The organism is Streptomyces roseolilacinus, assembly GCF_014649335.1.
Taxonomy (GTDB): Bacteria; Actinomycetota; Actinomycetes; order Streptomycetales; family Streptomycetaceae; genus Streptomyces; species Streptomyces roseolilacinus.
In genome coordinates this window covers 231085-252158 of record NZ_BMSV01000002.1, presented here as the reverse complement: position 1 = coordinate 252158, position 21074 = coordinate 231085, and the positions used below count along the sequence as shown (strand labels likewise).

Here is a 21074-nt window from a genome sequence, read left to right as displayed (position 1 = left end):
CTACCCAGTGGCCGCCCGGCGGATCGGGGCGGCCGACGCCCCGGGGCGGCCGCCCCGGGGCGCCCCGCCGCGCGTCATGCGGGGGAGCCGGGCGCGGAGGCCCGCCGTGCGGTGTCCCGTACGGCGATGGCCCCGGCGACCTCTTCGACGGCGGCGCGCAGGAGGTCGCCGTAGGAGTCCCGGGGCAGGTCGGGGAGGCGCTCCCGGGCGGCGTCGATGTGCTCGGCGGCGGCTTCGAAGGACCCGAGCCGGCGGTAGTCGTCGGCGAGGTTGAGGTGGAGGGACGGGTGGAAGCCCGCGACGCGGAGGCCGGGGTGGTGCCCCCGGACGCGCTGCTCGGTCACGGCGTCGGCGGCGTCCAGGGCCCGGACGTCCCAGGCCAGGGCCTGGGCGGGGTCCTCGTGGAGGTCCGCCAGGTGGTGGGCGAGGGTGCAGCGGTGCAGCGCGTCACCGGTGACGCCGAGCGCGGACCAGAGGTCCAGGAGCTCGCGGCGGGCGGAGGCGGCGTCACCGGTCCGGCCCTCCGCGACGGCCCGGCCGATGGCTTCCATGACCGGGTCGGGGCGGGTGGGGGTGGTGGTCATCGGGGTGTTCCTCGTCCTCGTGCTCGGGCGGGGTGGTCGGGGGAGACGGGCATGGCCAGGGTGGTGAGGTCGCCGCGGTCGGCGGAGCGGATCGTGACGGGCCGGTCGGGTCCGCGCAGGTCGAGCATCACCTCGGGGCCGACGGCGGTGCTGACGGCGGGGTAGAGCGTGGTCAGCGCGAACCGGATCCGCAGGTCCCGCCCCGTCACGGTGGCCGGCAGCACGACGCCGGGGGGTTCGCCGTCCGGCGGCAGGAGGTGCGCGGCGCCGCCGGCCGCCCACAGCGCGATCCGCTCGCCAGGGTGTTCCTCCAGTGCGCGCAGGAGCCGGTTCTTCGGGACCGTCACGCGGGTGGTGGCCTCGCCCAGCGACGCGAGCACCGGCCGGTGGTCGGGGAACTCCCCGGGCAGCGACCGGCAGTACCGGTCCTCCCGGTCCGCCACGCGGAGCCACAGCCCGTGCGGTGCCGCTTCGAGCCGCACCAGCGCGCTGCGGCGGACCTCGGCGGCCGCGGCCCGCAGCTCGTCGCCGTCGATCGTCGCGGACCACGTCGCCGCCGGCGGCTCGGCGGGCACCAGGGTCCGGGTGGAGAGCCGGTACCGGTCGGTCGCGGTCAGCGTGACCGCGTCGTGGGTCGCCTCCACGCGCAGACCGCCGAGGACCGGCGCCTCCGGTTCGCGCACGGTCGCGGTCAGGACCTGCTCGACCGCGTCGGCCAGCACGGGCCCCTTCAGCACGGTGATCGGCAGGCTCGGCGCGCCGGTGAGCGAGGACGTGACGACGGCGGCCCTCCGCCGCGCCGCCCCCGCGTCCCCGACGACCTTCGCGACGTGCTCGTCGATCAGCCGGGACGCCTCGTCGGGCCCGGCGTCGAGGACCGCCCCGACGGTGGTGAGGGGCATGGCGATCTCCCGGAGCCGGCGCAGCGCGGTCGCCCGCGCCACCTGGTCGGGGCTGTAGTAGCGGTAGCCCGAGACCGGGTCGACCTCGGCGGGACGCAGCAGCCCGGAGTCGGCGTAGAACCGCAACGCGCTCGAGGTCAGACCACTGCGTCGGGCGAAGACCCCGATCGGCATCAACTCGAAATCCGGCACGCGGTCATCATCGGCCTTCGACCAGCTCGAAGGTCAACGGCGGCGGGTGGCGCCCGCGGCCTCGCGGCCCGCGTCCGGGGCCCGCCCACCGGACGGGGCGGGGACGGATCGGGAGCCCCGGGCCGAGGCGGCGCCGTGGTGGCGGCGGCTGCGGCTGCGGCGAGGAGGGCGCAGCCGGCGCCCGTCGTACCGGGGCCCGCTCCGAGCTCCTCCGGACCGCTTCAGCCGTCCGCCCGCTCCCCGACCTCGCCCCGGCGGCGCACCCGGCGCGCGAGGAGGCCGCCGAGGAACCCGGCGACGGCACCCCACAGGAGGGCGAGGCCGACGGCCGCCCACAGGTGGGGACGGAGGCTGACCCGCCCGCCGAGGGCGTCGACCTCGAAGATGCCCAGCAGCGACAGGCCGAGGCGCGCGTCGAGGCGGGTCAGGGGCACCACGACGAGCAGGGTGAGGGCGAACGCCACGCCCAGGTGGAGGGCCTGCTGCCACGGACGGGTGCGCGCCGGCGAGCGGACCGCCGTCACGAAGGCGGCGGCCAGCAGCAGCGCCGCCGCGACGGGGATCAGCCACCAGGCGCGGTCGTCGTGGGCGGCGAGGGAGCGCACGTCGAGGGTGGCGTCGTCGGGTCCGCGCAGGACCCGGTCGAGGACGCGCGGCATGGGCAGCCCGAAGGGGCCGTCGACCCGGCCCTCCCAGGAGGCGCCGATGCCGAGGCCCAGGGCGAGCCAGGCCAGGTTGGGAAGGCCCAGGAGGAGCACGGCGAACGTGTCCGCCGCATGGCCGCGGGTGGCGGCCACGACGAGGCCGACGACCAGGCCGAGGACGACGTACGCGAGCAGCAGGAGCAGCATGGCGGACGCGGCCGGGCGTACGGGTTCCTGGTAGCGCACCAGCCGGACCGGGAGCGGGGCCCGGCGGGAGACCAGCAGGGCCAGGACGAGGACGCCGAGCATCCACAGCAGGCCGTACAGGAGCGTGCTGCCGAGGTCGGCGCGGAAGCCGAGGCTGGGCGGGGCGTCCAGGAGGTCCCCGAGCAGCTCCCCGAGCAGGTCGGCGGGCGAGTCGGCGGGCAGCAGGTCGGTGAAGGTGTGGCGGGCCAGGGCCGCGAGCCCGGCGAGCCCGGCGAGCCAGAGGGCGGCCGTGCCGGCGACGCGTCCGAGGAGCTCGCCCGCCGGGACGACGGCACGGTGGCGCAGCGGCCGCAGGAAACCGGCGGCGAGCGTGAGGGCTCCGGCCAGGGACACGGACAGCGGCATGGCGGTCAGGTCGGCGTCCGTACGGGCGAGGTCGCCCGCGCCGCCCGCCAGCTCGACGTCGCCGCCCGCCGCCATCACGACGACGGCGGCGACGACCCGGGGGAACGCCCCGCCGGGCAGGTCGGTCGCGCCCGCCGCCCACAGCCCGAGGGCCGCGGTCACCGCCATCGCGGCGAGGGCGGCGAGCACCGCGGCGAGGGCCTCCAGCCCGGCCCGCACGGCATGGCGGGCCCCCTTCGGCGCGGTGCCGCGTTGTGCGGCGTCGTGGCTGCTCACGGTGCCACGCTAGGCGCGATCCGGGTCTCCCGGCTTGCGGACGACACCCGGATGGGGCACACAATGGGCGCGGAACGGAAGAAAGGTACGAATGTGACTTCCGACCCCGCGTCCGACCGCCCCACCGGCCCCCCGTCGGGCCCGCTCTCGCACCCCACACCGGGTCGTACCGACCCCGGCCGGCCCCCCGCGCCCCCGCCTCCCCCGGGCGGTGACGGAGGCGGCGGCGGGGGCGGGGGCGGCGGTGCGCACCCCGCGGGCGGCGGGGGCGGGCGCCCCTGGTGGAGGTCCGTCCCCCTGCTCGCCTCCCTGGTGGGCCTCCTCGTCGCCGCGGTGGCGCTGGCCATGGTGCTGTCGCGCCCCGGCGAGGCGGAGGCGGTGCACGCGGAGAGCGTCTCGTACCGTCCCCCGAACAGCTTCACGCCCAGCACGGTCACACCGGACAACCGCCCCGTGGAGCGGCTGCCCACGCAGCAGCGCCACGAGTACGCCGGGTCGGCGCCCGAGTTGTACGGGGGCAGCGGCAACCGCGCCGTGTGCGACGTCGGGAAGCAGATCGCCTACCTGGAGGCGGACCGGGCCAAGGCGAAGGCGTTCGCCTCGGTGCTGCACACGACCCCGGAGGACCTGCCCGCGTACCTGCGCGGCCTGACGTCGGTGCAGCTGCGCCTCGACACGCTGGTGACGAACCACGGTTACGAGGACGGCAGGGCGCTCCCGTACCAGGCGGTGCTCCAGACCGGTACGGCCGTGCTCGTCGACGAGTACGGCGTACCCCGGGTGCGCTGTGCCTGCGGCAACCCGCTGGACCGGCCCCGGGTGGAGCGGCCGGAGAAGGTGGTCGGGCAGACCTGGGCGGGGTTCCAGGCGGAGGAGATCGTGGTCGTGGTGCCCGCGCCGACGCCCGTGCCCACGTTCACCGTCGTCGACGTGGAGACCGGCAAGCGCGTCGAACGCCCGCTTCCCAAGCTGACCTCCCCCTCGGCGACGCCCACGGCCCCCACGACGTCGACCACCACGAAACCGCCCACCTCACCGACCACCACGAAACCGCCCGTGTCGCCGGACAGGACCACCACCGACACCCCGACGGACACGCCGACCGACACGCCCACCGACACCCCGACGGACACGCCGACCGACACCCCGACCGACACGCCGACGAACCGGAACACGGACACCCCGACGGACGGCGGGACGCCCCCGGGGTACACCCCCGACCAGACGATCCCGGACACGCCACCGCCGAACGGCTCCCCCACGGACCCTGACACGGGCACCGACACGAACACGGACACGGACACCCCGACCGGCGGCACCGAGAGCACCCCGGAGACGGACCAGGGGGCCGGTTCCCTGGTCCGCGTCACCTCCTAGGAGCCGGCCTTCCCGGGCCCGCTCCCGGAAGCCCGCCGCCGAGGGCTCGTTCCCGGCAGCTCACCCCCGGGAGCCGGGGTCCGTCCCCGCGGGGACGGACCCCGTCCGCGCGGTCCTCCGGGAGGTCGCTGATCCGCTCGTGCAACGGCTGCTCTCGGCGACCGCCTACCTGGACGGCGCACGGCCCGGCACGGTCTTCAGCCGGGGCGTGCACGAGCGGATCGCCCGCGCCGCGTACGGGTACGAGATGCACGACGCCCGCACCGGTCGGGTCCTGTGGGGGCGGCACACCGGCACGGACGTGGGCCGCGGCCTCTGCGCCGACCTGACCCGCGACCGCGCGGGCGCCGAGTGCCGGTCCAGCGGCGGCGGACGGCTCGCGGACCAGTGGCGCCGTGCCCTCGTTCGCCGGCGCCGCCTCGTACGACTCCGCGACCTGGTGGGACGGCGACGCCCACCGCGAACTGCTCGACCACCGCTGGTCCGGGACGGCCGGCAGCGGTTACGGGCAGGTGCTCGAGTACACCGGCTCCACCGAACCGACCCGCATCCGGTACGACACGGCCGCCCGCTCCGACGATGGGGCCAAGGGCAACCCGGCCCTGCCCGCCGACGTCCTCGGGGACTGGCGGGAGGAGATGTTCTGGCGCGACGCCGACTCGACGACGCTGCGCCTGTACACCACCCCGCACCCGACGGACTTCCGCCTGCCGACGCTGATGCACCACCCGGTCCACCGGCTGGGCGTCGCCCGGCAGGACACCGGCCGCAACCAGCCGCCGCAGGTCGGGTACCACCCGGGCACCAGGCAGGGCCCGCGTCCCGGGCTCACCGGACGGACAGCAGCGACGGCAGGGGGGCGACCGGGTCCCAGTCCGCGTCCCGTTCGGTGAGCCGGCCGGTGACGCGGCGCCACGCCCCGGGGTCGCCGCCGAGCCGGTCGCGCACCAGCCGCGCCGTCTCGGCCACGGCGGCGCGCACCTCCCCGGGGGCGTCGCGGCGGCGGCGCGCCCGGTTGAGGTAGGCCAGCACGACCGCGGCCGGCGCGGCTTCGTGGACCAGGTCCCGTCCGGTGAGCTGCCCCGTCTCCAGCAGGTGGTCGAGCACGGCGTCCACGGGCTCGCGGTGGTGGACGCCGAGGCCGTGCCGGACGCGCGCCACGGTCAGCTCCCGCCCCCGCGGGACGGCGTCGCGGGACGGGGCGTGCAGGTGGGCGGCGTTGCGGAGCCGGAAGTCGCGGGGCGCCTCGGGGTGCCGGACGAGCTGCTCCCAGTGGGGGATCGGCTCGTCGCGGTGCGCGGCGTCCAGGGCGTCCCAGTCCCAGTCCCGGGGGCACGGCGTGCCGTCGAGGATCTCACGGGTCCGCCAGGCGCCCCCGGCCCGGCGCAGCCGCGCCACCAGGCGGTCCGCCGACAACTCGCGCTCCAGGCGGGCCGCGAGGGGGGCCTGCGGGTCGTCCGACGCGAGGGCCTTGCGGCACAGGCGCGTCGCGGTCGCGCCGAGGGCGCCGCTCTGCTCCAGCGCGGCCAGCCGCGCGCGCCCGCCGTGGCGCAGCAGGTTCAGGCAGCCGACCAGTTGCTGTGCGAGGCCGAGGTGCCTGCCGGAGCGTTCGAAGACGTACGCGATGAGGTCCGGTTCGGCGGACTCCAGCCACACCGTGCCGCCCGGTGGCACGGCGAGCGGGTCGGCGCGCAGGTCGGCCGCGAGCCGCGCGGCCGCCGGACCGGGCCGGGCGGCGATGCGGCGCAGCGGCTCCGGGCCGGTGGTGGCGTGCAGGACGGCCAGGTCGACGTCGGGGTCGGCCAGGTCGAGCAGGCGGTGGACCGCGCCGTCGTCCAGCCAACGGCACTGCGCGGAGAGGATCCGCAGCGCCGCCGGGTCGCGCAGGTGGAGCAGGTGCGCGAAGGGGGCGGCCGGGGTGGGCCGGTGGCGCAGCAGGTACGCGGCGAGCAGCCACGGTCCGTCGGGGCCGAGGCGCGGCAGGACGGCGGCGACGGCCTCCGGGCGGGCCTCGCACAGCAGGGCGCCGAGGGGCCAGGCCCACAGGTGGTCGCCGCGGGCGAGCCGCCGCAGCGCGGCCCGCGCGGTGGCGGGCGCCCCGTCGTCGTCGGGGAGCGGATTTCGCGGTGCGCCGCCGGGGCGGGGGGCGGCACGGCGCGACCGGTCGAGCAGCTCGGGCCAGGCGGCGTCGGTGCCCTCGTCCGGGGTGGCGTCCGGGGTGGCGGCCCGGGCGGCCGCGGCGAGCCGCAGCCACGCGTCGGCGTCCGTCCCGAGCTCCCGGTCGAGGAACGCGGCGAGGGCTCGGCGCCAGGCGGTGGTGAAGGCGAGGTCGTGCCAGCCGTACGGCAGGCGCAGCAGCCGGGCCGCGGGCAGGTGGTGCAACAGGTCGTCGCCGTCCAGGACGCCGTACAGGAAGGCGCGTTCGGCGACGCGGGCGGCCGCCTCCGCCCCCTCGGCCTCCGCCAGCCAGGTCAGCGCCTCGGCACGCGTCGGCGTCTCGCACGGGTGGACGAGGTCGTCCAGCCCCTGGGCCGCGCAGGCCCGCCACAGCCACCGCGGGTGCCGCCAGCCCGGCGCGTCCCCCTCGCCGTGCGCGGCCAGGTAGCGCAGCGCCCCGCGGTCGTCCGGCAGCGGGGCCGCCCCGCCGGGCGCGAGCGAGAACAGCAGGTCCAGCGCGCCGAGCGCGGAACGCGACCTCGCCCCCACGGGCTTCGCCGGCGGCGCGGGCGCCGGAGCCGGCGAGGGCGAAGGCGAGGACGGGGGCGGGGGCGCGTCGGCCGACGGCTCCCGGCGCGGCCCCGAGGCGGCCGGGACGGCACCCTCCGCGGCCGGGGCGCCGCCGCCGGAACCACCCTCCCCGACCGGGGCACCGCCGCCGGAACCGGCCGCCGCGGCCGCCCCCGCCTCGGCCGTCGCGGGGCCGCCGCCTGCCGTCCCGGTGCTGCCGCCTGCCGTCCCAGCACAGCCGACCGCCGTCGCGGGGCCGCCGCCTGCCGTTCCGGTACTGTCGCCGGCCTCGCGGAAGGCGTCCGCCAGGGTGCCGGGGTGCGTCGGCAGGAGCCGGAAGAGGGCCTCCCAGGCGTCGGGCCGGTTCCCGACGGTGTCGTGGAGCAGGTCGGTGAAGGTACTGCGGGCCGTCTCCGGCCACAGGCCCCGCGCGGCCAGGGCGTGCAGGGCCCGCACCGCGTGGGCGGCGGGCCGGGCGGTCGTCGGCAGGTCGGCGGGGTCGAGGAGCCCGGCGCGCACCACCCCCACCGCCCACTCGCCCGCCGCCTCGTCCAGCCGCTCGCCGGCCAGCCGCCGCGCCGGCGGCGTGAGGTTCCCGGCGATGCGGCCGCCCGCCCGCCACGGGGCGTTGAGGAGCGTCAGCCGGAACTCGGCGCGCTCGGCGTCCGAGGCGTCCTCGTGGCGGGCCAGTTCCCCGGCCGCCTTCGGCATGAACGGGGTGCGCCGGTTGGCGGCGGCGAGGGCGCGCACGTCGTGCGCGTACGGCTCGTCGAACAGGTCCCGCAGGGTGCTGGTGCCGCGGCTGGTGCCCAGCAGCCGCGGCAGCGCCGCCGGGTCGTCGTACGGCTCGCCCCGGGCGCGCAGCCGGGCCGCGCCGTCCGGCGCGTCGAGGGCGGCGGCGACCTCCGCCCGCACCTCCGCGTGGACGTGCCGCGCGACGGACGGGTCGGCCAGCATCGTCCGTACGGCCCCGGCGCCCCGGCACTCCCACACGCGCAGCAGGGCGTACCGCTGCGCCACCCCGCGCACGCCCCACGCCAGGGCGCGCGCGGCGAGCACGGGGTCGCCGCTGCCCAGCAGGGGCGCCGTCCGGCTGCGCGACCCGTCCGCGGCGGGCGACAGCAGTTCGGCGCGCAGCGTCTCGTCGAGCGGCACGCGGTGCAGCGCGTGCGCGATGGTCCGGCGGAGGGACGGGGTGCAGCGCGCGTTGCGGTACACGGCGGCGTTGACCGCGGGGTCGTCGGCGGCCACGAGGGCCTTCAGGACGCGGGCGTCGATCCGCGCGTGCCGGGCGAGGGCGGCCCGCGAACGGCTGTCGCCGTGTGCCGCGACGGCGGCGGTGAGCGCGGGGCCGGGCGGGGTGCCGCGCCCCAGCAGCGCCTCCACCGTCCGGTCCGGCAGGGCGGTCAGCGCGTCGGCGGCGTGCTCCGGCGCCGTGTGCTCCAGCAGCAGCGCGAGGGTGTCCCCGACGGACCTCGGCGGCGGGAGCGTGTCCCCGCCGCCCGGTGCGGGCCGGGTGGCGAGCAGCTCCGGCAGGGTGCCCCGGGCGGTGGCGAGCGCGTCGTGGAGACCGCGCCACCGCTCCGGCGCGCCCCCGAGGTGACGCTCCGTCAACTCGCGGAGGAGGGCGGCGGTGGCGCCTCCCGGGTCCGGTGCGTGCCCCTCCAGGTACCCGGCCGCCGCGCGGGCGGGGCGGCCGCGGCGGACCAGCTCGGCGGCGAGGGCGTCGTCCATCTCACCCGCGGCGCGCGCCGCGTCGACGAGCTTCGCGAGGCCCCCCGCCCGCGGCGAGGCGAGGGCGGCGCGCAGGGCGGCGGCGGCCTCCCCGGGCGCGGGCGGGCGGGTCGGCGCTCCCGCCGGCTCCTCCCCCGGCGCGCTCCGGCCCACCAGGTCCACCAGCGCACGGCGTACCTCCGCGGCGTCCATGCCCCTCCCCCACCCGTTCGCGTCGTCCAGGCACCGAGGGCCATCCCAGCACACGCCACCGACAACGCGGTGCGGGCCGGTCCCGGCGGGCGGCCACCCGCCCGGCGGCGGCACGGCACGGCACGGCGCGGGGCGGGCGGGCGGACGGACCGCCGCCGGGCGGGTGGGGCGGCGCGGGGTCAGGTGGACGCGCGGCGGACCAGTTCGGTGGGGAGTATCACCGCCGCCGGGTCCTCCCCGCCGATCTGCGCGAGGAGGACGCGGACCATCTCGGCGCTGATGCGGTCCCAGGGCTGGCGGATCGTGGTGAGCGCCGGGTCGGTGGAGGTCGCGGCGGGCGAGTCGTCGAAGCCGCCGACCGCGACGTCCTGCGGGACGCGCCGCCCGGCCCGGTGGAGGGCGGTCAGCGCGCCCTGGGCCATCAGGTCCGACGCGACGAACAGGGCGTCCAGGTCGGGGACCCGGTCGAGGAGTCCGGCCGCGCCGGCCTCGCCGCCGGCGCGGCTGTAGTCGCCGGTGGCGACGAGCCGCTCGTCGTAGGGGACGCCCGCCTCGGCGAGGACCTCGCGGTAGCCGGCGAGCCGCTCGACACCGCCCGGGGTGTCGAGCGGGCCGGTGATCGTGCCGATGCGGCGGCGGCCCAGGGACAGCAGGTGGCGGACCATGTCGCGGGCGCCGTCGCGGTCGTCGGCGGCGACGTAGCTGACCTTGGAGGTGTGGCCGATGGGCTTGCCGCACGCCACCAGCGGCACCCCGGCGTCGCGCAGCCGTTCGGCGAGGGGGTCGCCGGAGTGGCTGGAGACCAGCAGTACCCCGTCGACGTGGCCGGCGGTGATGTAGCGGGTGATGCGCCGCCGTTCGGCCTCCGTCCCGGCGATCATCAGCAGGAGGGGGATGTCGTGCGCGGCGAGCGCCTGGGTGCAGCCGCGCAGGAGGACGTTGAAGTTGGGGTCCTCGAAGAACCTCTCCTGCGGCTCGGTGAGGAGGAAGCCCACCGAGTCGGAGCGTCCGGTGATCAGGGAGCGGGCGTGCCGGTTGACGACGTACCCGGTCCTGCGGATGGCCGCGTTGACGGCCTCCTGCGCGGCGGGGCTGACGTAGTGGCCGCCGTTGAGGACCCGCGAGACGGTGCCGCGCGACACCCCGGCCTCGCGGGCCACGTCGTGGATCGTCGGCGGCTTGCGCCGGCCCGCCGTGTGCTGCATGGTCACGACTTTACGGCTCCCGACAGCAGGTCCAGGCTCCAGAACCGCTGGATGAACAGGAACAGCGCGATCAGCGGGAGCAGCGCCAGCAGGGCGCCCGTGATGACCAGGGTGTACAGGGCGGGGGTGTTGGAGCCCTGGGCGAGGAGCGTGTACAGGCCGAGCGTCATCGGGAACTTCTCGTCGTCGCCGAGCATGATGTACGGCAGGAGGAAGTTGTTCCAGACGGCGACGAACTGGAAGAGGAAGATCGTCACCAGTCCGGGGACCATCATCGGCACGCCGATGCGGGTGAAGACCCTCCACTCCCCCGCGCCGTCCATGCGGGCCGCCTCGACGACGTCGGCGGGGACGGCCGCGGCGGCGTAGATCCGGGCGAGGTACACGCCGTACGGGGAGAGCAGCAGCGGCAGCAGGACCGACAGGTAGCTGTCGGTGAGGTCGGCCTTCGCGAGGAGCAGGTACTGCGGGACGGCGAGGATCACCGGCGGCATGAGGACGCCGGCGAGGAGCACCTTGAAGACGGCTTCGCGGCCGGGGAAGCGGTAGAGGGCGAGCGCGTAGCCGGAGACGGCGGAGACGGCCGTCGACAGCAGGGCGCCGAAGCCCGCGTAGAAGGCGGAGTTGCCCATCCAGCGCCAGTAGATGCCGTCGCGGTACGCGTGGAGGTCGGCGATGTTGCGGGTGAACCCGGTGCCGGGCAGGAAGGTGAACGTGGAGAACAGTTCGCGGCCCGACTTGGTCGCGGCGACCACGACCCAGGCGACCGGCAGGAGGCAGTAGGCGGCGCCCAGCAGCAGGGCGGCGGTGGGCAGCAGCGCGATCCGGCGGCGCAGCGGCGGGCGCCCGGCGGTGGGCGGCGGGGCCTGGGCGGCGCCGGGGGTGGTGCCGGCGGCGGGCGCGGACGTGCGGGCGGTGACGCTGGTCATCGGGGGTCCCCCTGCTGGTCGCGGGAGCCGGCGGCGCGCAGGAAGCCGAAGGACAGGACGAGCGTGACCACGGCGATGATCACGGCGGTGGCGGCGGCGGCGTGGAGGTCGCCGTTGCCGAAGGCGTCCTGGTAGACCTTCATCAGCGGGCTCCAGGTGGTGGAGACGGAGTTGGTGAGCGGCTTGAGGGTGGTCGGTTCGGCGAAGACCTGGAGCGTCGCGATGATCGAGAAGAAGAAGGTCAGGACCAGCGACGGCGCCACCATCGGGATCTTGACGCGGAGCGCGATCTGGAGCTGCGAGCAGCCGTCGAGCCGGGCCGCCTCGTACACCTCGGCGGGGATGGACCGCAGGGAGGTGTAGATGACGATCATGTTGAAGCCGGTGCCGCCCCAGACGGCGATGTTCGACAGGGAGAGGAACAGCGGTCCGCCGTCGAGCAGGTCGGGCTGCGGCAGGCCGAGCGCGTCGAGGAGGTAGAAGAAGGGGCTGACGTCGGGCAGGTAGAGGAAGCCCCACAGCAGGGCGGCGATGACGCCGGGCACCGCGTACGGGAGGAAGATCGCCAGCCGGGTGACGGAGGCGAGGCGGACCCGTTCGGCGTCGAGCATCAGCGCGAACAGCAGGGCCAGGCCGAGCATGGTGGGGACGACGATGGCGCCGTACCCGAGGACGCGCAGGGCGCCGTCGAGGAGTTCGGGGTCGGTGAGCGCGTCGGTGTAGTTGGCGGGACCGGCCCACACCTCGCTGCGGGCGCCCTTGCCGAGGCCGAGGCCCTTGACCTCGACCTTGTGGAGGCTGAGCCAGATCGCGTAGCCGATGGGCAGGGCGAAGAAGAGCGCGAAGAGGACGGCGGCGGGGGCGAGGAAGGCGTACGGAGCGCCACGGCCGCGCCGTGCGCCCGTGCGGCGGACGGCGGCGGCCGTGGTGTTCGCCCGGGGGGCGGTGGCGGTCACTCGGCGACTCCGAATCCCTGCTTCTTCAGGTCGGCGACGGTGGAGTCGTGCACGGTGCGCAGCGCGGCGCCGAAGTCCGACCTGTCCTTGGCGGCGCGGGCGAAGGCGTCGCGGAAGGTGGTGTAGGCGACGTTGACGTTGGGGCCCCAGGCGGACGGGGCGGTCGTCTTGGCGATCGCGGCGGCCTCCTCGTAGAACGTCGGCTGGTTGGAGAAGAAGTCGGGGGCCTTCGCGAGGGCGCCGCCGCTCTGCGCGGCCGTGGCGGCCGGGTAGATGCCGCTCTCCTTCACCAGGGCGGCGAGGGCGGCCGGGTCGGTGTTGAGCCAGGTGACGAACTCGGCGGCGGCCCCCTTGTGCTTGCTGTCGTTGGTGACGGCGGTGGAGGAGCCGCCCCAGCTGCCGGTGGCCCGGGCGCCGCCCGGCCACTGCGGGAGCGGGGCCATGGCCCACTTGCCCTTGGTGTCGGGGGCGGCGGTGGTCAGGGTGCCGGCGGCCCAGACGGCGCTGACCCAGCCGATCTGCTCGCCGGTGTTGAGGGCCTTGTTCCAGGCGGGGGTGTACATCGGCTGGTTGTCGATGGCGCCCTCCTTGACGAGGCCGCCCCAGAAGGCGGCGACCTTGCGGGTGGCGGCGTCGTCGATGCCGACCTTCCACTGGTCGCCCTCGGTGGTCCACCAGCGGGCGCCGGCCTGCTGGGCGAGGCCGGCGAAGAGGCCGGCGTCGTTGGCGGAGAAGGTGGTGAGGGCCTTGCCGGGGGCCTTCTTCTTCAGGGCGCGGGCGGTCTCGGCGAACTCGTCCCAGGTGGTGGGGACGGTCAGGCCGTACTGCCGGAAGAGGTCCTGCCGGTAGTAGAACATCATCGGCCCGGAGTCCTGCGGGACCGCGTAGACGGCGTCCGTGCCGAGGGTCGCCTGCTGCCAGACGCCGGGGGCGAACTTCGCCTCGACGCCCTCGACCTCCTTGGATATGTCGGCCAGGACGTCGTTGCTGACCAGGGTGGGCAGCGCCTGGTACTCGGCCTGGACCAGGTCGGGGGCCTGGCCGGCCTTCGCCGCGGTGAGGATCTTGGTGACGAGGTCGTCGCCGGAGGCCTGCTTCTTCACGGTGACGGTGATCCCGGCCTCCTTGCCGGGGCCCTTGTTCCAGAGGTCCGCGACCTTGTCCATACCGGGGGCCCAGGCCCAGTAGGTGAGGGCGGCGGGGCCCGCCTCCGCCGGGGCGGCGGACTCGTCGCCGGACGAGTCGCAGGCCGTGAGGGCGGTGGTGCCGAGGAGGCCGGCGACGGTGGTGGCCACGAGGCGGCGGCGCAGCGTGAACGGCATGGATGTTTCTCCCTGACCTGGGGCCTCCGACTGCCGCGGAGGCCTGCCATGCTTCTGTGAGCGTTCACAGTAGAGAAACATTCAGGACACTTGTCAATGGTTGTTGCTGTGCGGTTATGTTGGCTTAGCCCTAGTGCAAGGGTCTGTGAACGTTCCCAATCAAACAGCTTCAGGAGAGAACCCCATGCCGGACACACCCCGGGGCCTGACACGGCTCGCCTTCGGTGCGGACTACAACCCCGAGCAGTGGCCGGAAAACGTCTGGCGCGAGGACATGGCGCTGATGCGCGAGGCCGGCGTCACGATGGTCAGCGTCGGGATCTTCTCCTGGGCCCTGCTCGAACCCGAGCCGGGCGCCCACGACTTCGGCTGGCTGGACCGGCTCCTCGACCTGCTCCACGAGAACGGCGTCCGCGCCGACCTGGGCACGCCGACGGTCTGCCCGCCCGCCTGGTTCTACCGCGAGCACCCCGAGGCGCTGCCGGTCACCCGCGAGGGCGTCCGCCTCTCCTTCGGATCGCGCGGCGCGATCTGCCACAACTCCCCGGCCTACCGGGCCGCCGCCGCCGACATCACCGAGCGGCTCGCCCGCCGCTACGCCGACCACCCGGCGCTCGCCCTGTGGCACGTCCACAACGAGTACGGCGTACCCGTCTCGGCCTGCTACTGCGACACCTGCGCCGCCGCGTTCCGCGTCTGGCTGGGCGAGCGGTACGGCTCCGTCGACGCCGTCAACGAGGCGTGGGGCACCGCCTTCTGGGGCCAGCGCTACGGCGGCCTCGACCAGATCGACCCGCCGCGCCTCACCCCCACCGCGTGCAACCCGGCCCAGCAGCTGGACTACCGGCGGTTCGCCGACGCCGCGATGCGCGGGAACTTCGTGCGCGAGCGCGACATCCTGCACCGCCTCGCCCCCGGCGTCCCGGTGACCACCAACTTCATGACCGCCCTCAGCCAGTGCGACTCCGTCGACTACTGGGCCTGGGGCCGCGAGGTCGACCTGGTCACCAACGACCACTACCTGATCACCGACGGCCGCCGCACCCACGTCAACCTCGCCATGGCCGCCGACCTGACCCGCTCGGTGGCGGGCGGCCGGCCCTGGCTGCTGCTGGAGCACTCCACCAGCGGCGTGAACTGGCAGCCCCGCAACCCGGCCAAGGCGCCCGGCCAGATGGCCCGCAACTCCCTCGCCCACGTCGCCCGCGGCTCCGAGGGCGCCATGTTCTTCCAGTGGCGCCAGTCCCGGCGCGGCGCCGAGAAGTTCCACTCCGCGATGGTCCCGCACGCCGGCACCGACTCGCGGGTGTGGCGGGAGGTCGTCGAGCTCGGCGCGGACATCGGCGCGCTGGCGGACGTCCGGGGGACGCGCACCGAGGCGGACGTCGCCGTGGTGTGGGACTGGCAGTCCTGGTGGGCGCAGAACCTGGAGTGGCGCCCCAGCGAGGACCACGATCCGCGCGAGCGCGCCGACACCGCGTACGAGGCGCTGTACGACCGGCACCTGACCGTGGACTTCGCCGCGCCGGAGGCCGACCTGTCGGCGTACCCGCTGGTCGTCGTGCCCGCGCTGTACCTGGCCACCCGGGAGGCGGGCGACAACCTGCGCGCGTACGTGGAGAACGGCGGCACGCTCGTCGTGTCGTACTTCTCCGGGATCGTCGACGAGCACGACGCCGTCCACGACGGTCCCCACCCGGGCGCGCTGCGCGACGTGCTGGGGCTGACGGTCGAGGAGTTCTCGCCGCTGCTCCCCGGGCAGGCCGTCCGGCTCGCCCCCGCGCCCGGGGCGGCGGCCGCGGCGGAGCTCGGCGGGGACGTGTGGACCGAGTTCGTCGTGCCGCGCGGCGCCGAGGCGGTGTGGGAGTACGCCGACGGGCTCGTCGCCGGCCGGCCCGCCGTGACCCGCCACCGGCTGGGCCGGGGCACCGCCTGGTACGTGTCGACCCGCCTCGACGCGGCCGGCCTCGACGCGGTCCTGGACCTGGCGTGCGCGGACGCCGGGGTGGCGCGGCGCACCGGCCTCCCCCGCGACGTCGAGGTCGTCCGCCGCGCCGGCGACTCCGGCCGCTACGTCTTCGCGATCAACCACACGGCGGCGGACGCCGAGGTCCCCCTGGAGGGGGCCGGCACCGAGCTGCTCGGCGGCGGCCGGGTCGACGGACCGCTGGCCGTGCCCGCCGGAGCCGTCCGGATCGTACGGCTCGACGGCTGACGCGAAGGGCGGGCCCGCTCCCCCGGCGGCGCCCGCCCCCCGGACACCGGCCGGACGTGTCGAGGGGCGTCCGGCCGGTCCCCACCCCCACCCCTCCGTCGAAGGGACGACGATGTTCCAAGCGAGCCGCCTGACCCGCCGCGTGCGGGCCCTGTTCCTCCCGCTGGCCGCGGGCCTGGCCCTGACGGCCCTGCCCGCCCCGGCGGCGCACGCCGCGTCCACGCTCACCAACACCGGCTTCGAGTCCGGCACGACCGGCTGGTCCGCCTACTCGCCGACCGGCCAGGGCTCCGCCTCCTTCGTCGAGGCCGGCGGGCGCAGCGGCGCCTCCCGGCTGTCGCACTGGTCGTCGTCCGCCTACAAGGTGGAGACGTACCAGTACCTGACCGGACTGACGAACGGTTCGTACACGATGACCGCGTGGGTGCGGTCCAGCGGCGGGCAGAACGCCGCGTACCTCGCCCTGCGCAACTGCGGCTCCGCCGAGCAGCGCACCGACCTGCCGCCCACCCCGGACGGGAAGTGGATACGGCTCGTCACCTCCGTGCAGGTGACCTCCGGCCAGTGCACCGTCAGCGTCAACTCCGACGCGAAGGCCGGGAACTGGCTCAACGTCGACGACGTGTCCTTCACCCGGGGCGCGACGGGCCTGTCCGTGCGGGGCGTCGACGTGTCGTCCCTGAAGAAGAGCGAGGACCGCGGCGGCGTCTACCGCGACGCCTCCGGTGCCCCCGCCGACGCGCTGGGCGTGCTGCGCTCGGCGGGCGCCGACCACGGACGGCTCAAGGTGTGGGTGAACCCGGCCGACGGCTACAACGACAAGACCCGCGTCCTGCAGACGGCCCGCCGCATCAAGGCGCAGGGCATGCGGCTCCTGGTCGACTTCCACTACTCGGACACCTGGGCCGACCCGGGCGCCCAGGCGAAGCCCGCCGCCTGGTCCTCCCACACGTACGAGCAGCTGCGCTCCGACGTGTACGCCCACACGTACGACGTGCTGAACGCGCTCAAGGCGCAGGGCACCACGGCCGACATGGTGCAGATCGGCAACGAGATCAACACCGGCATGCTCTGGCCCGACGGGTCCACCGCCGACTGGTCGCGGCTGGCCGGGCTGCTGAACTCGGGCGCCTCGGCCGCGAAGGCGGTGTCCTCCTCGACGCGGGTCGCGCTGCACCTGGCGCACGGCGGCGACAACGCCCTGTACCGGCAGTGGTTCGACAACGCCACCGCGCGCGGGGTGACCTTCGACGTCATCGCCCTGTCGTTCTACGGCTACTGGCACGGCCCGCTCTCCTCGCTGCAGGCCAACCTCGACGACGTCGCGGCCCGCTACGGCAAGCCGGTGCTCGTCGTGGAGACCGCGTACGCCTTCCGGCTGGACAGCGAGGACGGCCACGAGAACATCATCGACACGACCGCCGAGCTGGTCCCCGGCTACCCGGCGAGCCCGGCCGGCCAGGCGGCCTGGCTGCGCGACGTGATGAACGTCGTGGAGGCCGTCCCGAACCGGCGCGGCCTGGGCGTCGTCTACTGGGAGCCGACGTGGACGGCCGTCCAGGGCAACGGCTGGGACCCGGCCGACCCGTCCTCCGGCAACGGCTGGGAGAACCAGGCCCTCTTCGGCTACGACGACCGGCCGCTGCCCGCGATGGCCTGGCTCGGCCACCGCTGATCGGGGGCCGGCGGGAATTCCTCGGGGCCGGGCCGTGACCCGGGGGCGCCTCGGCAGTTGTTCCGGGCATGAAGAAGCGCAGCATGCTCGCCGTGGCGTCCCTCGCCGCCGGAGTCGTCACCTCCCTGCTCACCCCGTCCTCGCACGCCGTCGGCGGCGGCGGCCTGCCCGAACCGGGCACCCTGCTCGGCACGGACGACGTCACGTCGCTGGTCGACGGTGTCTCCGGGAAGGCCGCGCCGGGCGCCGCCCCCCGCGTGGGCGGCGAGACCGTACAGCACTGAACCCCCCACACGCACGACGCACCCGCCGCGCGGCGCTCCTGCCGCGCGGCGGTGCCGTGTCCGCCCGCCGCGCGCCACGCCCCGCGGAGACCGCCGCGTCCCACGGCCCACGGAGGCCGCCGCCGGGACCGGCCGCCGGGACCGCCGCCGGGACCGCCGGTCAGGCCGGGTCGTCGCCCGCCGCCGTGCCGGACCGGCCCGCAGGACCCGTGTTGATGACCGTGGCCAGCTGGGCGCGGGACCGCACGTCGAGCTTCTGGTAGATGCGCGTCAGCCGCGCCTCGACGGTCTTGACGCTCAGGTAGAGCCGGGCCGCCGCCTCCTGGTTGCTGGCCCCCTGCCCCACCATCCGCGCGAGGCGCACCTCCGCCTCGGTGAGCCTCGACAGGGCACCCGTCCCCGTCGGGGCCGCCTCGGCGCGGGTCGGGCCCTCGGCCACCAGGTCCAGCCAGGGCACCGCCCCGGCCCGTTCGAAGACGGCGGCCGCCGCGTTCAGCGCCTGCTGGGCCGCCGAGCGCCTGCGCCGCCGCCGCTCCACCCGCGCCAGGGCGATCAGGCACCGCCCCTGCTCCAGGACCAGGCCGTGCTCGGCGAACCGCTCGGCCGTCCCCGCCAGCAGCCCAGCCGCCTCCTCCGGCTTGCCCCCTGCCGCCAGGCACTGCGCGTAGGCGCGGTCGCAGCCGAGCAGCACCGTCGTACGGCCCAGGCGCGCGGCGACCGGGCCCACGTCGGCGAGCAGGGCCTCGGCCTCCTCCCGCGCGTCGTGGGCGAGGAGGGCCTCCGCAAGCTCCTCGTGCCAGCGCAGCGTCGACGGGTCGACGGTCCGCAGGGCGCGCTCGCCCTCCTGGACCCGGCGCAGCGTGTCCAGCGCGGCGGCCACGTCCCCGGTGACGAGCTGGACCCTGCCCAGGGCGTACAGGGCACGGGAGAGGAAGACGTGGTCGCCCTCCTCCTCCGACGCCTGGGCGCTGCGCCGGGCGTAGCTCATGGCGCGGGCGAAGGAGCCGCCGGCCGTCTCGGCGAGGGCCAGCGTGTACCAGGCGGGGCCGGGCGACAGGCCGGCCTCCAGGGTGAGGGCGAGGGAGCGGTGGGCGTGCTGGAGGGCGGCGGCGCACTGGCCGCGGCGGGCCTCGACGGCGGCGAGGGTGTGGAGCAGCTCGATGGTGTCCTCGACCGGACCGCGCCGCTCCACCAGCGGCAGCAGGGCGTTGATCTCGTCGCGGGCGTCGGTGAGCCGGTCGTCGAAGAGGGCGTGGCGGATCGTCAGGATCTGCGCGGCGTTGCGGACGCCGAGCGGCCGGTCGGCCCGCTCCAGGGCACGGGCCTCGGCGAGGGTCCTCTCCGCGTCGGGGCAGCCGAGGACGCGGTCCAGGCGGGCCTGCTGGGTGAGCGCCTGCGCGGCGGTGTGCCGATCGCCGACCGAGGTGGCGAGGGCGGCGGACTCGACCGCGGCGGCGCGCGAGCGGACCGGGTCGCCGTCGGCGAGGAGGTGCTTGACGGCGAGGCGCAGCTGGACGGCGGCCCGCAGCGCGGGGGCGCCCTCGGAGTCCTCCATGGCGTGCACGTACAGCTCGTCGAGGTCGGTGAGGCCCTGGCCCGCGGTGTCGAGGACGGCGAGGCGGGCCCGTACCCGGTCCTCGGGGTCGGCGTCGCGGGCGAGGAGGTCGGCGGCGGCGCGCAGGGCGAGGTCGGCGCGGGCGGCGCGGGCGGCCTCCTCGGCGGCGTCGGCGAGCCGGGCGATGCGGCGGCGGCCGAGGTGGACGGGCGTCGACTCGGCGGCGAGCAGGGCCAGTTCGGCGGCGAGCGCGCTGTTGCCGCGGCGGCGTACCGTCTCCACGGTGGCGGCGACCTCGGCGGCGAGGCGCTCGTCGGGGACGTCGGTGGCGAGCGCCCGGTGCCGTACGGCCTCGACGGGGTCGTCGACGACGCGGGCGAGCGCGGTGTGGGCCTCGCTCCGCTCGGTCCAGCAGGTGTCGTGGACGAGGGTCGTGGGGAGCAGCCCGGCGGTGAAGGTGACGGCGCCGTCCTCGGTGAGCGAGACGAGTCCGGCCCGTTCGGCGGCGGCGAGCTCGGCCTCGGCGGTGGGCCGGCCCGCGCGGCGCACGAGGGCGGCCGTGGGGCGCAGGGCGAGCGCGGCGAGGAGGAGCGCGGCGCGCACGGGCGGCGGCGCGGGGGCGAGCATCCGGCGGGCGAGGTCGCGGGCGCGGCCGGACAGGGGCAGCGCCTCGGCGTGGTGCACGGGGGTGCGGGAGTCGGCCAGGGAGCGGCCGACGGCCAGGGCGAGGCGGGGGTTGCCGCCGCTCGCCTGGTGGATGCGGCCGGCCATGCGGGAGGCGAGCCGGTGGTGGACGAGGAGTTCGGCGATCTCGTCGGCCTGGAGCGGCGGGACGAGCAGCACGTCGGCCTCGGAGGGCACCCAGAGGGCGGCGGGCGCGCCGTCGGCGGCCCCGTCCGGGTCGGTGGCGCCGGGCGGGGTGTTCCGCGGGCCGGGGCCCGCGTCGCCGTACGGGGCGTCGGGGCCGCACGGGGCGGGCGTCTCGACGGCGAGGACGCGCAGCTCGGGCGGGGCGAGGTGGAGGGCGAAGCGGAGCAGGTCCGCGCTGTGGGGGTCGACGTGGCGGGTGTCGTCGACGACGAGGAGGACGGGGCCCTTCTCGGCGAGGGTGCGCAGCATCCGGGCGAGGCCCAGGCGCAGCGCGATGGGGTCCCAGCCGGTGTCGGGCGCGGTGGCCTCGCGGCAGAGGACGGCGACGGCGGCGCGCTGCGGGCCGGGCAGCCCGTCGAGGGCGGACGGCGGCACGGAGGCGACGAGGGCGGCCGCCGCGGCGCCGGGCATGTCGCGGTCGGCGGGCTGCGGGGCGAGCCACAGGACCGTCTCCCCGCGGGCGGCGGCCTCGGCGGCGGCGGCCTGGGCGACCTCGGTCTTGCCGACGCCGGCCGGTCCGGTGAGCACGGCGCGGCCGCGGGCGTGGAGGGTCCGGTCGAGGCGGTCGAGGAGGTGGGCCCGGCCGACCGGCGTGGAGGGGTACGGCGTCGTCCTCATCTGCCACCACCCTCCGGCGCGGGGGTCCGGCCCGCACGTGACGGGCCCCCTGCCCGCGCCCTGTGAGGATACGAACCCGAGGCGGGGAGTCCAGGCATCCTGTCCGACATATGGACGGCTTCTTTTGGCCATGCGGCGGGGCGCGCCCCCGGCGAAGTGCCGGGAGCACGCCCCTGACCTGCGATGATGCTGTCCTCGCGGGGTT

The 21074-nt window shown here is 76.5% G+C and carries 14 protein-coding genes and 1 pseudogene; 6 read left to right on the top strand and 9 right to left on the bottom strand.

The annotated features are described in order from the left end of the window. Positions 1 to 74: 74 nt before the first annotated feature. The 3 genes from IE106_RS05370 to IE106_RS05360 all read right to left on the bottom strand — a co-directional run bounded on the left by IE106_RS05370 (position 75) and on the right by IE106_RS05360 (position 3210). Positions 75 to 584, bottom strand: coding sequence for a hypothetical protein (locus IE106_RS05370; RefSeq protein ID WP_189530352.1), 510 nt, complete (start codon positions 582 to 584; stop codon positions 75 to 77). Further along, a complete protein-coding gene (locus IE106_RS05365; RefSeq protein ID WP_189531155.1) occupies positions 581 to 1660 on the bottom strand; it encodes a DNA polymerase III subunit beta family protein in 1080 nt (359 codons plus the stop codon). The genes IE106_RS05370 and IE106_RS05365 overlap by 4 nt, the downstream gene beginning before the upstream one ends. 239 nt (positions 1661 to 1899) lie before the next feature. Further along, the gene (locus IE106_RS05360) at positions 1900 to 3210 is read right to left on the bottom strand and encodes a streptophobe family protein (RefSeq protein ID WP_229840057.1); all 1311 of its coding nucleotides are present in this window, start codon (positions 3208 to 3210) and stop codon (positions 1900 to 1902) included. Between the two features lie 93 nt (positions 3211 to 3303). On the opposite strand from IE106_RS05360, the gene IE106_RS05355 reads away from it, so the two are divergent. The 3 genes and pseudogenes from IE106_RS05355 (at position 3304) to IE106_RS05350 (ending at position 5480) form a co-directional block, all read left to right on the top strand. After that, entirely contained in the window at positions 3304 to 4587 is a 1284-nt protein-coding gene (locus IE106_RS05355) for a DUF6777 domain-containing protein (protein WP_189530350.1), read from the top strand. Between the two features lie 139 nt (positions 4588 to 4726). Further along, a pseudogene (locus tag IE106_RS30915) lies at positions 4727 to 4945 on the top strand (rhamnogalacturonan lyase family protein); the annotation flags it as partial. Positions 4946 to 4982: 37 nt separating this feature from the next. Next, positions 4983 to 5480: a rhamnogalacturonan lyase family protein gene (locus IE106_RS05350; protein WP_189530348.1), complete on the top strand. Its 498-nt coding sequence runs from the start codon at positions 4983 to 4985 to the stop codon at positions 5478 to 5480. Here IE106_RS05350 and IE106_RS05345 read toward each other — a convergent pair. The 5 genes from IE106_RS05345 to IE106_RS05325 form a co-directional block, all read right to left on the bottom strand. Then, a complete protein-coding gene (locus IE106_RS05345; protein WP_189530346.1) occupies positions 5416 to 9240 on the bottom strand; it encodes a hypothetical protein in 3825 nt (1274 codons plus the stop codon). The two genes, IE106_RS05350 and IE106_RS05345, sit on opposite strands and share 65 nt — an antisense overlap. A 179-nt stretch (positions 9241 to 9419) precedes the next feature. Then, entirely contained in the window at positions 9420 to 10451 is a 1032-nt protein-coding gene (locus IE106_RS05340) for a LacI family DNA-binding transcriptional regulator (protein ID WP_189530344.1), read from the bottom strand. Then, complete coding sequence (locus IE106_RS05335; RefSeq protein ID WP_189530342.1) at positions 10448 to 11374, bottom strand: carbohydrate ABC transporter permease; 927 nt, start codon at positions 11372 to 11374, stop codon at positions 10448 to 10450. The genes IE106_RS05340 and IE106_RS05335 overlap by 4 nt, the downstream gene beginning before the upstream one ends. Further along, on the bottom strand, positions 11371 to 12330 hold the full coding sequence (locus IE106_RS05330; protein WP_189530340.1) for a carbohydrate ABC transporter permease: 960 nt from the start codon (positions 12328 to 12330) through the stop codon (positions 11371 to 11373). Before IE106_RS05330 ends, IE106_RS05335 begins: the two co-directional genes overlap by 4 nt. Then, positions 12327 to 13652, bottom strand: coding sequence for an ABC transporter substrate-binding protein (locus IE106_RS05325; RefSeq protein WP_189530337.1), 1326 nt, complete (start codon positions 13650 to 13652; stop codon positions 12327 to 12329). The genes IE106_RS05330 and IE106_RS05325 overlap by 4 nt, the downstream gene beginning before the upstream one ends. Positions 13653 to 13836: 184 nt before the next feature. Between IE106_RS05325 and IE106_RS05320 the strand changes: the two genes are divergently transcribed. From IE106_RS05320 to IE106_RS05310, 3 genes are all read left to right on the top strand, one after another. Beyond that, entirely contained in the window at positions 13837 to 15867 is a 2031-nt protein-coding gene (locus tag IE106_RS05320; protein ID WP_189530336.1) for a beta-galactosidase, read from the top strand. Positions 15868 to 15979: 112 nt separating this feature from the next. Beyond that, complete coding sequence (locus IE106_RS05315; protein ID WP_189530333.1) at positions 15980 to 17542, top strand: glycoside hydrolase family 53 protein; 1563 nt, start codon at positions 15980 to 15982, stop codon at positions 17540 to 17542. Positions 17543 to 17610: 68 nt separating this feature from the next. Further along, positions 17611 to 17826 carry a hypothetical protein gene (locus IE106_RS05310; protein WP_189531236.1) on the top strand — a complete coding sequence of 72 codons (216 nt, stop codon included), beginning with the start codon at positions 17611 to 17613 and terminating at the stop codon, positions 17824 to 17826. Positions 17827 to 17986: 160 nt separating this feature from the next. Here the strand turns inward: IE106_RS05310 and IE106_RS05305 are convergent, their stop codons facing one another. Next, positions 17987 to 20869, bottom strand: coding sequence for a helix-turn-helix transcriptional regulator (locus IE106_RS05305; protein WP_189530331.1), 2883 nt, complete (start codon positions 20867 to 20869; stop codon positions 17987 to 17989). Between the last annotated feature and the right edge of the window lie 205 nt (positions 20870 to 21074).

Excerpts from the sequence above, each read along its gene's own strand:
- IE106_RS05370 (WP_189530352.1), bottom strand. The coding sequence starts at position 584 with ATGACCACCACCCCCACCCGCCCCGACCCGGTCATGGAAGCCATCGGC.
- IE106_RS05365 (WP_189531155.1), bottom strand. The coding sequence starts at position 1,660 with ATGCCGATCGGGGTCTTCGCCCGACGCAGTGGTCTGACCTCGAGCGCG.
- IE106_RS05345 (WP_189530346.1), bottom strand. The coding sequence starts at position 9,240 with ATGGACGCCGCGGAGGTACGCCGTGCGCTGGTGGACCTGGTGGGCCGG.
- IE106_RS05335 (WP_189530342.1), bottom strand. The coding sequence starts at position 11,374 with ATGACCAGCGTCACCGCCCGCACGTCCGCGCCCGCCGCCGGCACCACC.
- IE106_RS05325 (WP_189530337.1), bottom strand. The coding sequence starts at position 13,652 with ATGCCGTTCACGCTGCGCCGCCGCCTCGTGGCCACCACCGTCGCCGGC.
- IE106_RS05320 (WP_189530336.1), top strand. The coding sequence starts at position 13,837 with ATGCCGGACACACCCCGGGGCCTGACACGGCTCGCCTTCGGTGCGGAC.
- IE106_RS05315 (WP_189530333.1), top strand. The coding sequence starts at position 15,980 with ATGTTCCAAGCGAGCCGCCTGACCCGCCGCGTGCGGGCCCTGTTCCTC.
- IE106_RS05310 (WP_189531236.1), top strand. The coding sequence starts at position 17,611 with ATGAAGAAGCGCAGCATGCTCGCCGTGGCGTCCCTCGCCGCCGGAGTC.
- IE106_RS05305 (WP_189530331.1), bottom strand. The coding sequence starts at position 20,869 with ATGAGGACGACGCCGTACCCCTCCACGCCGGTCGGCCGGGCCCACCTC.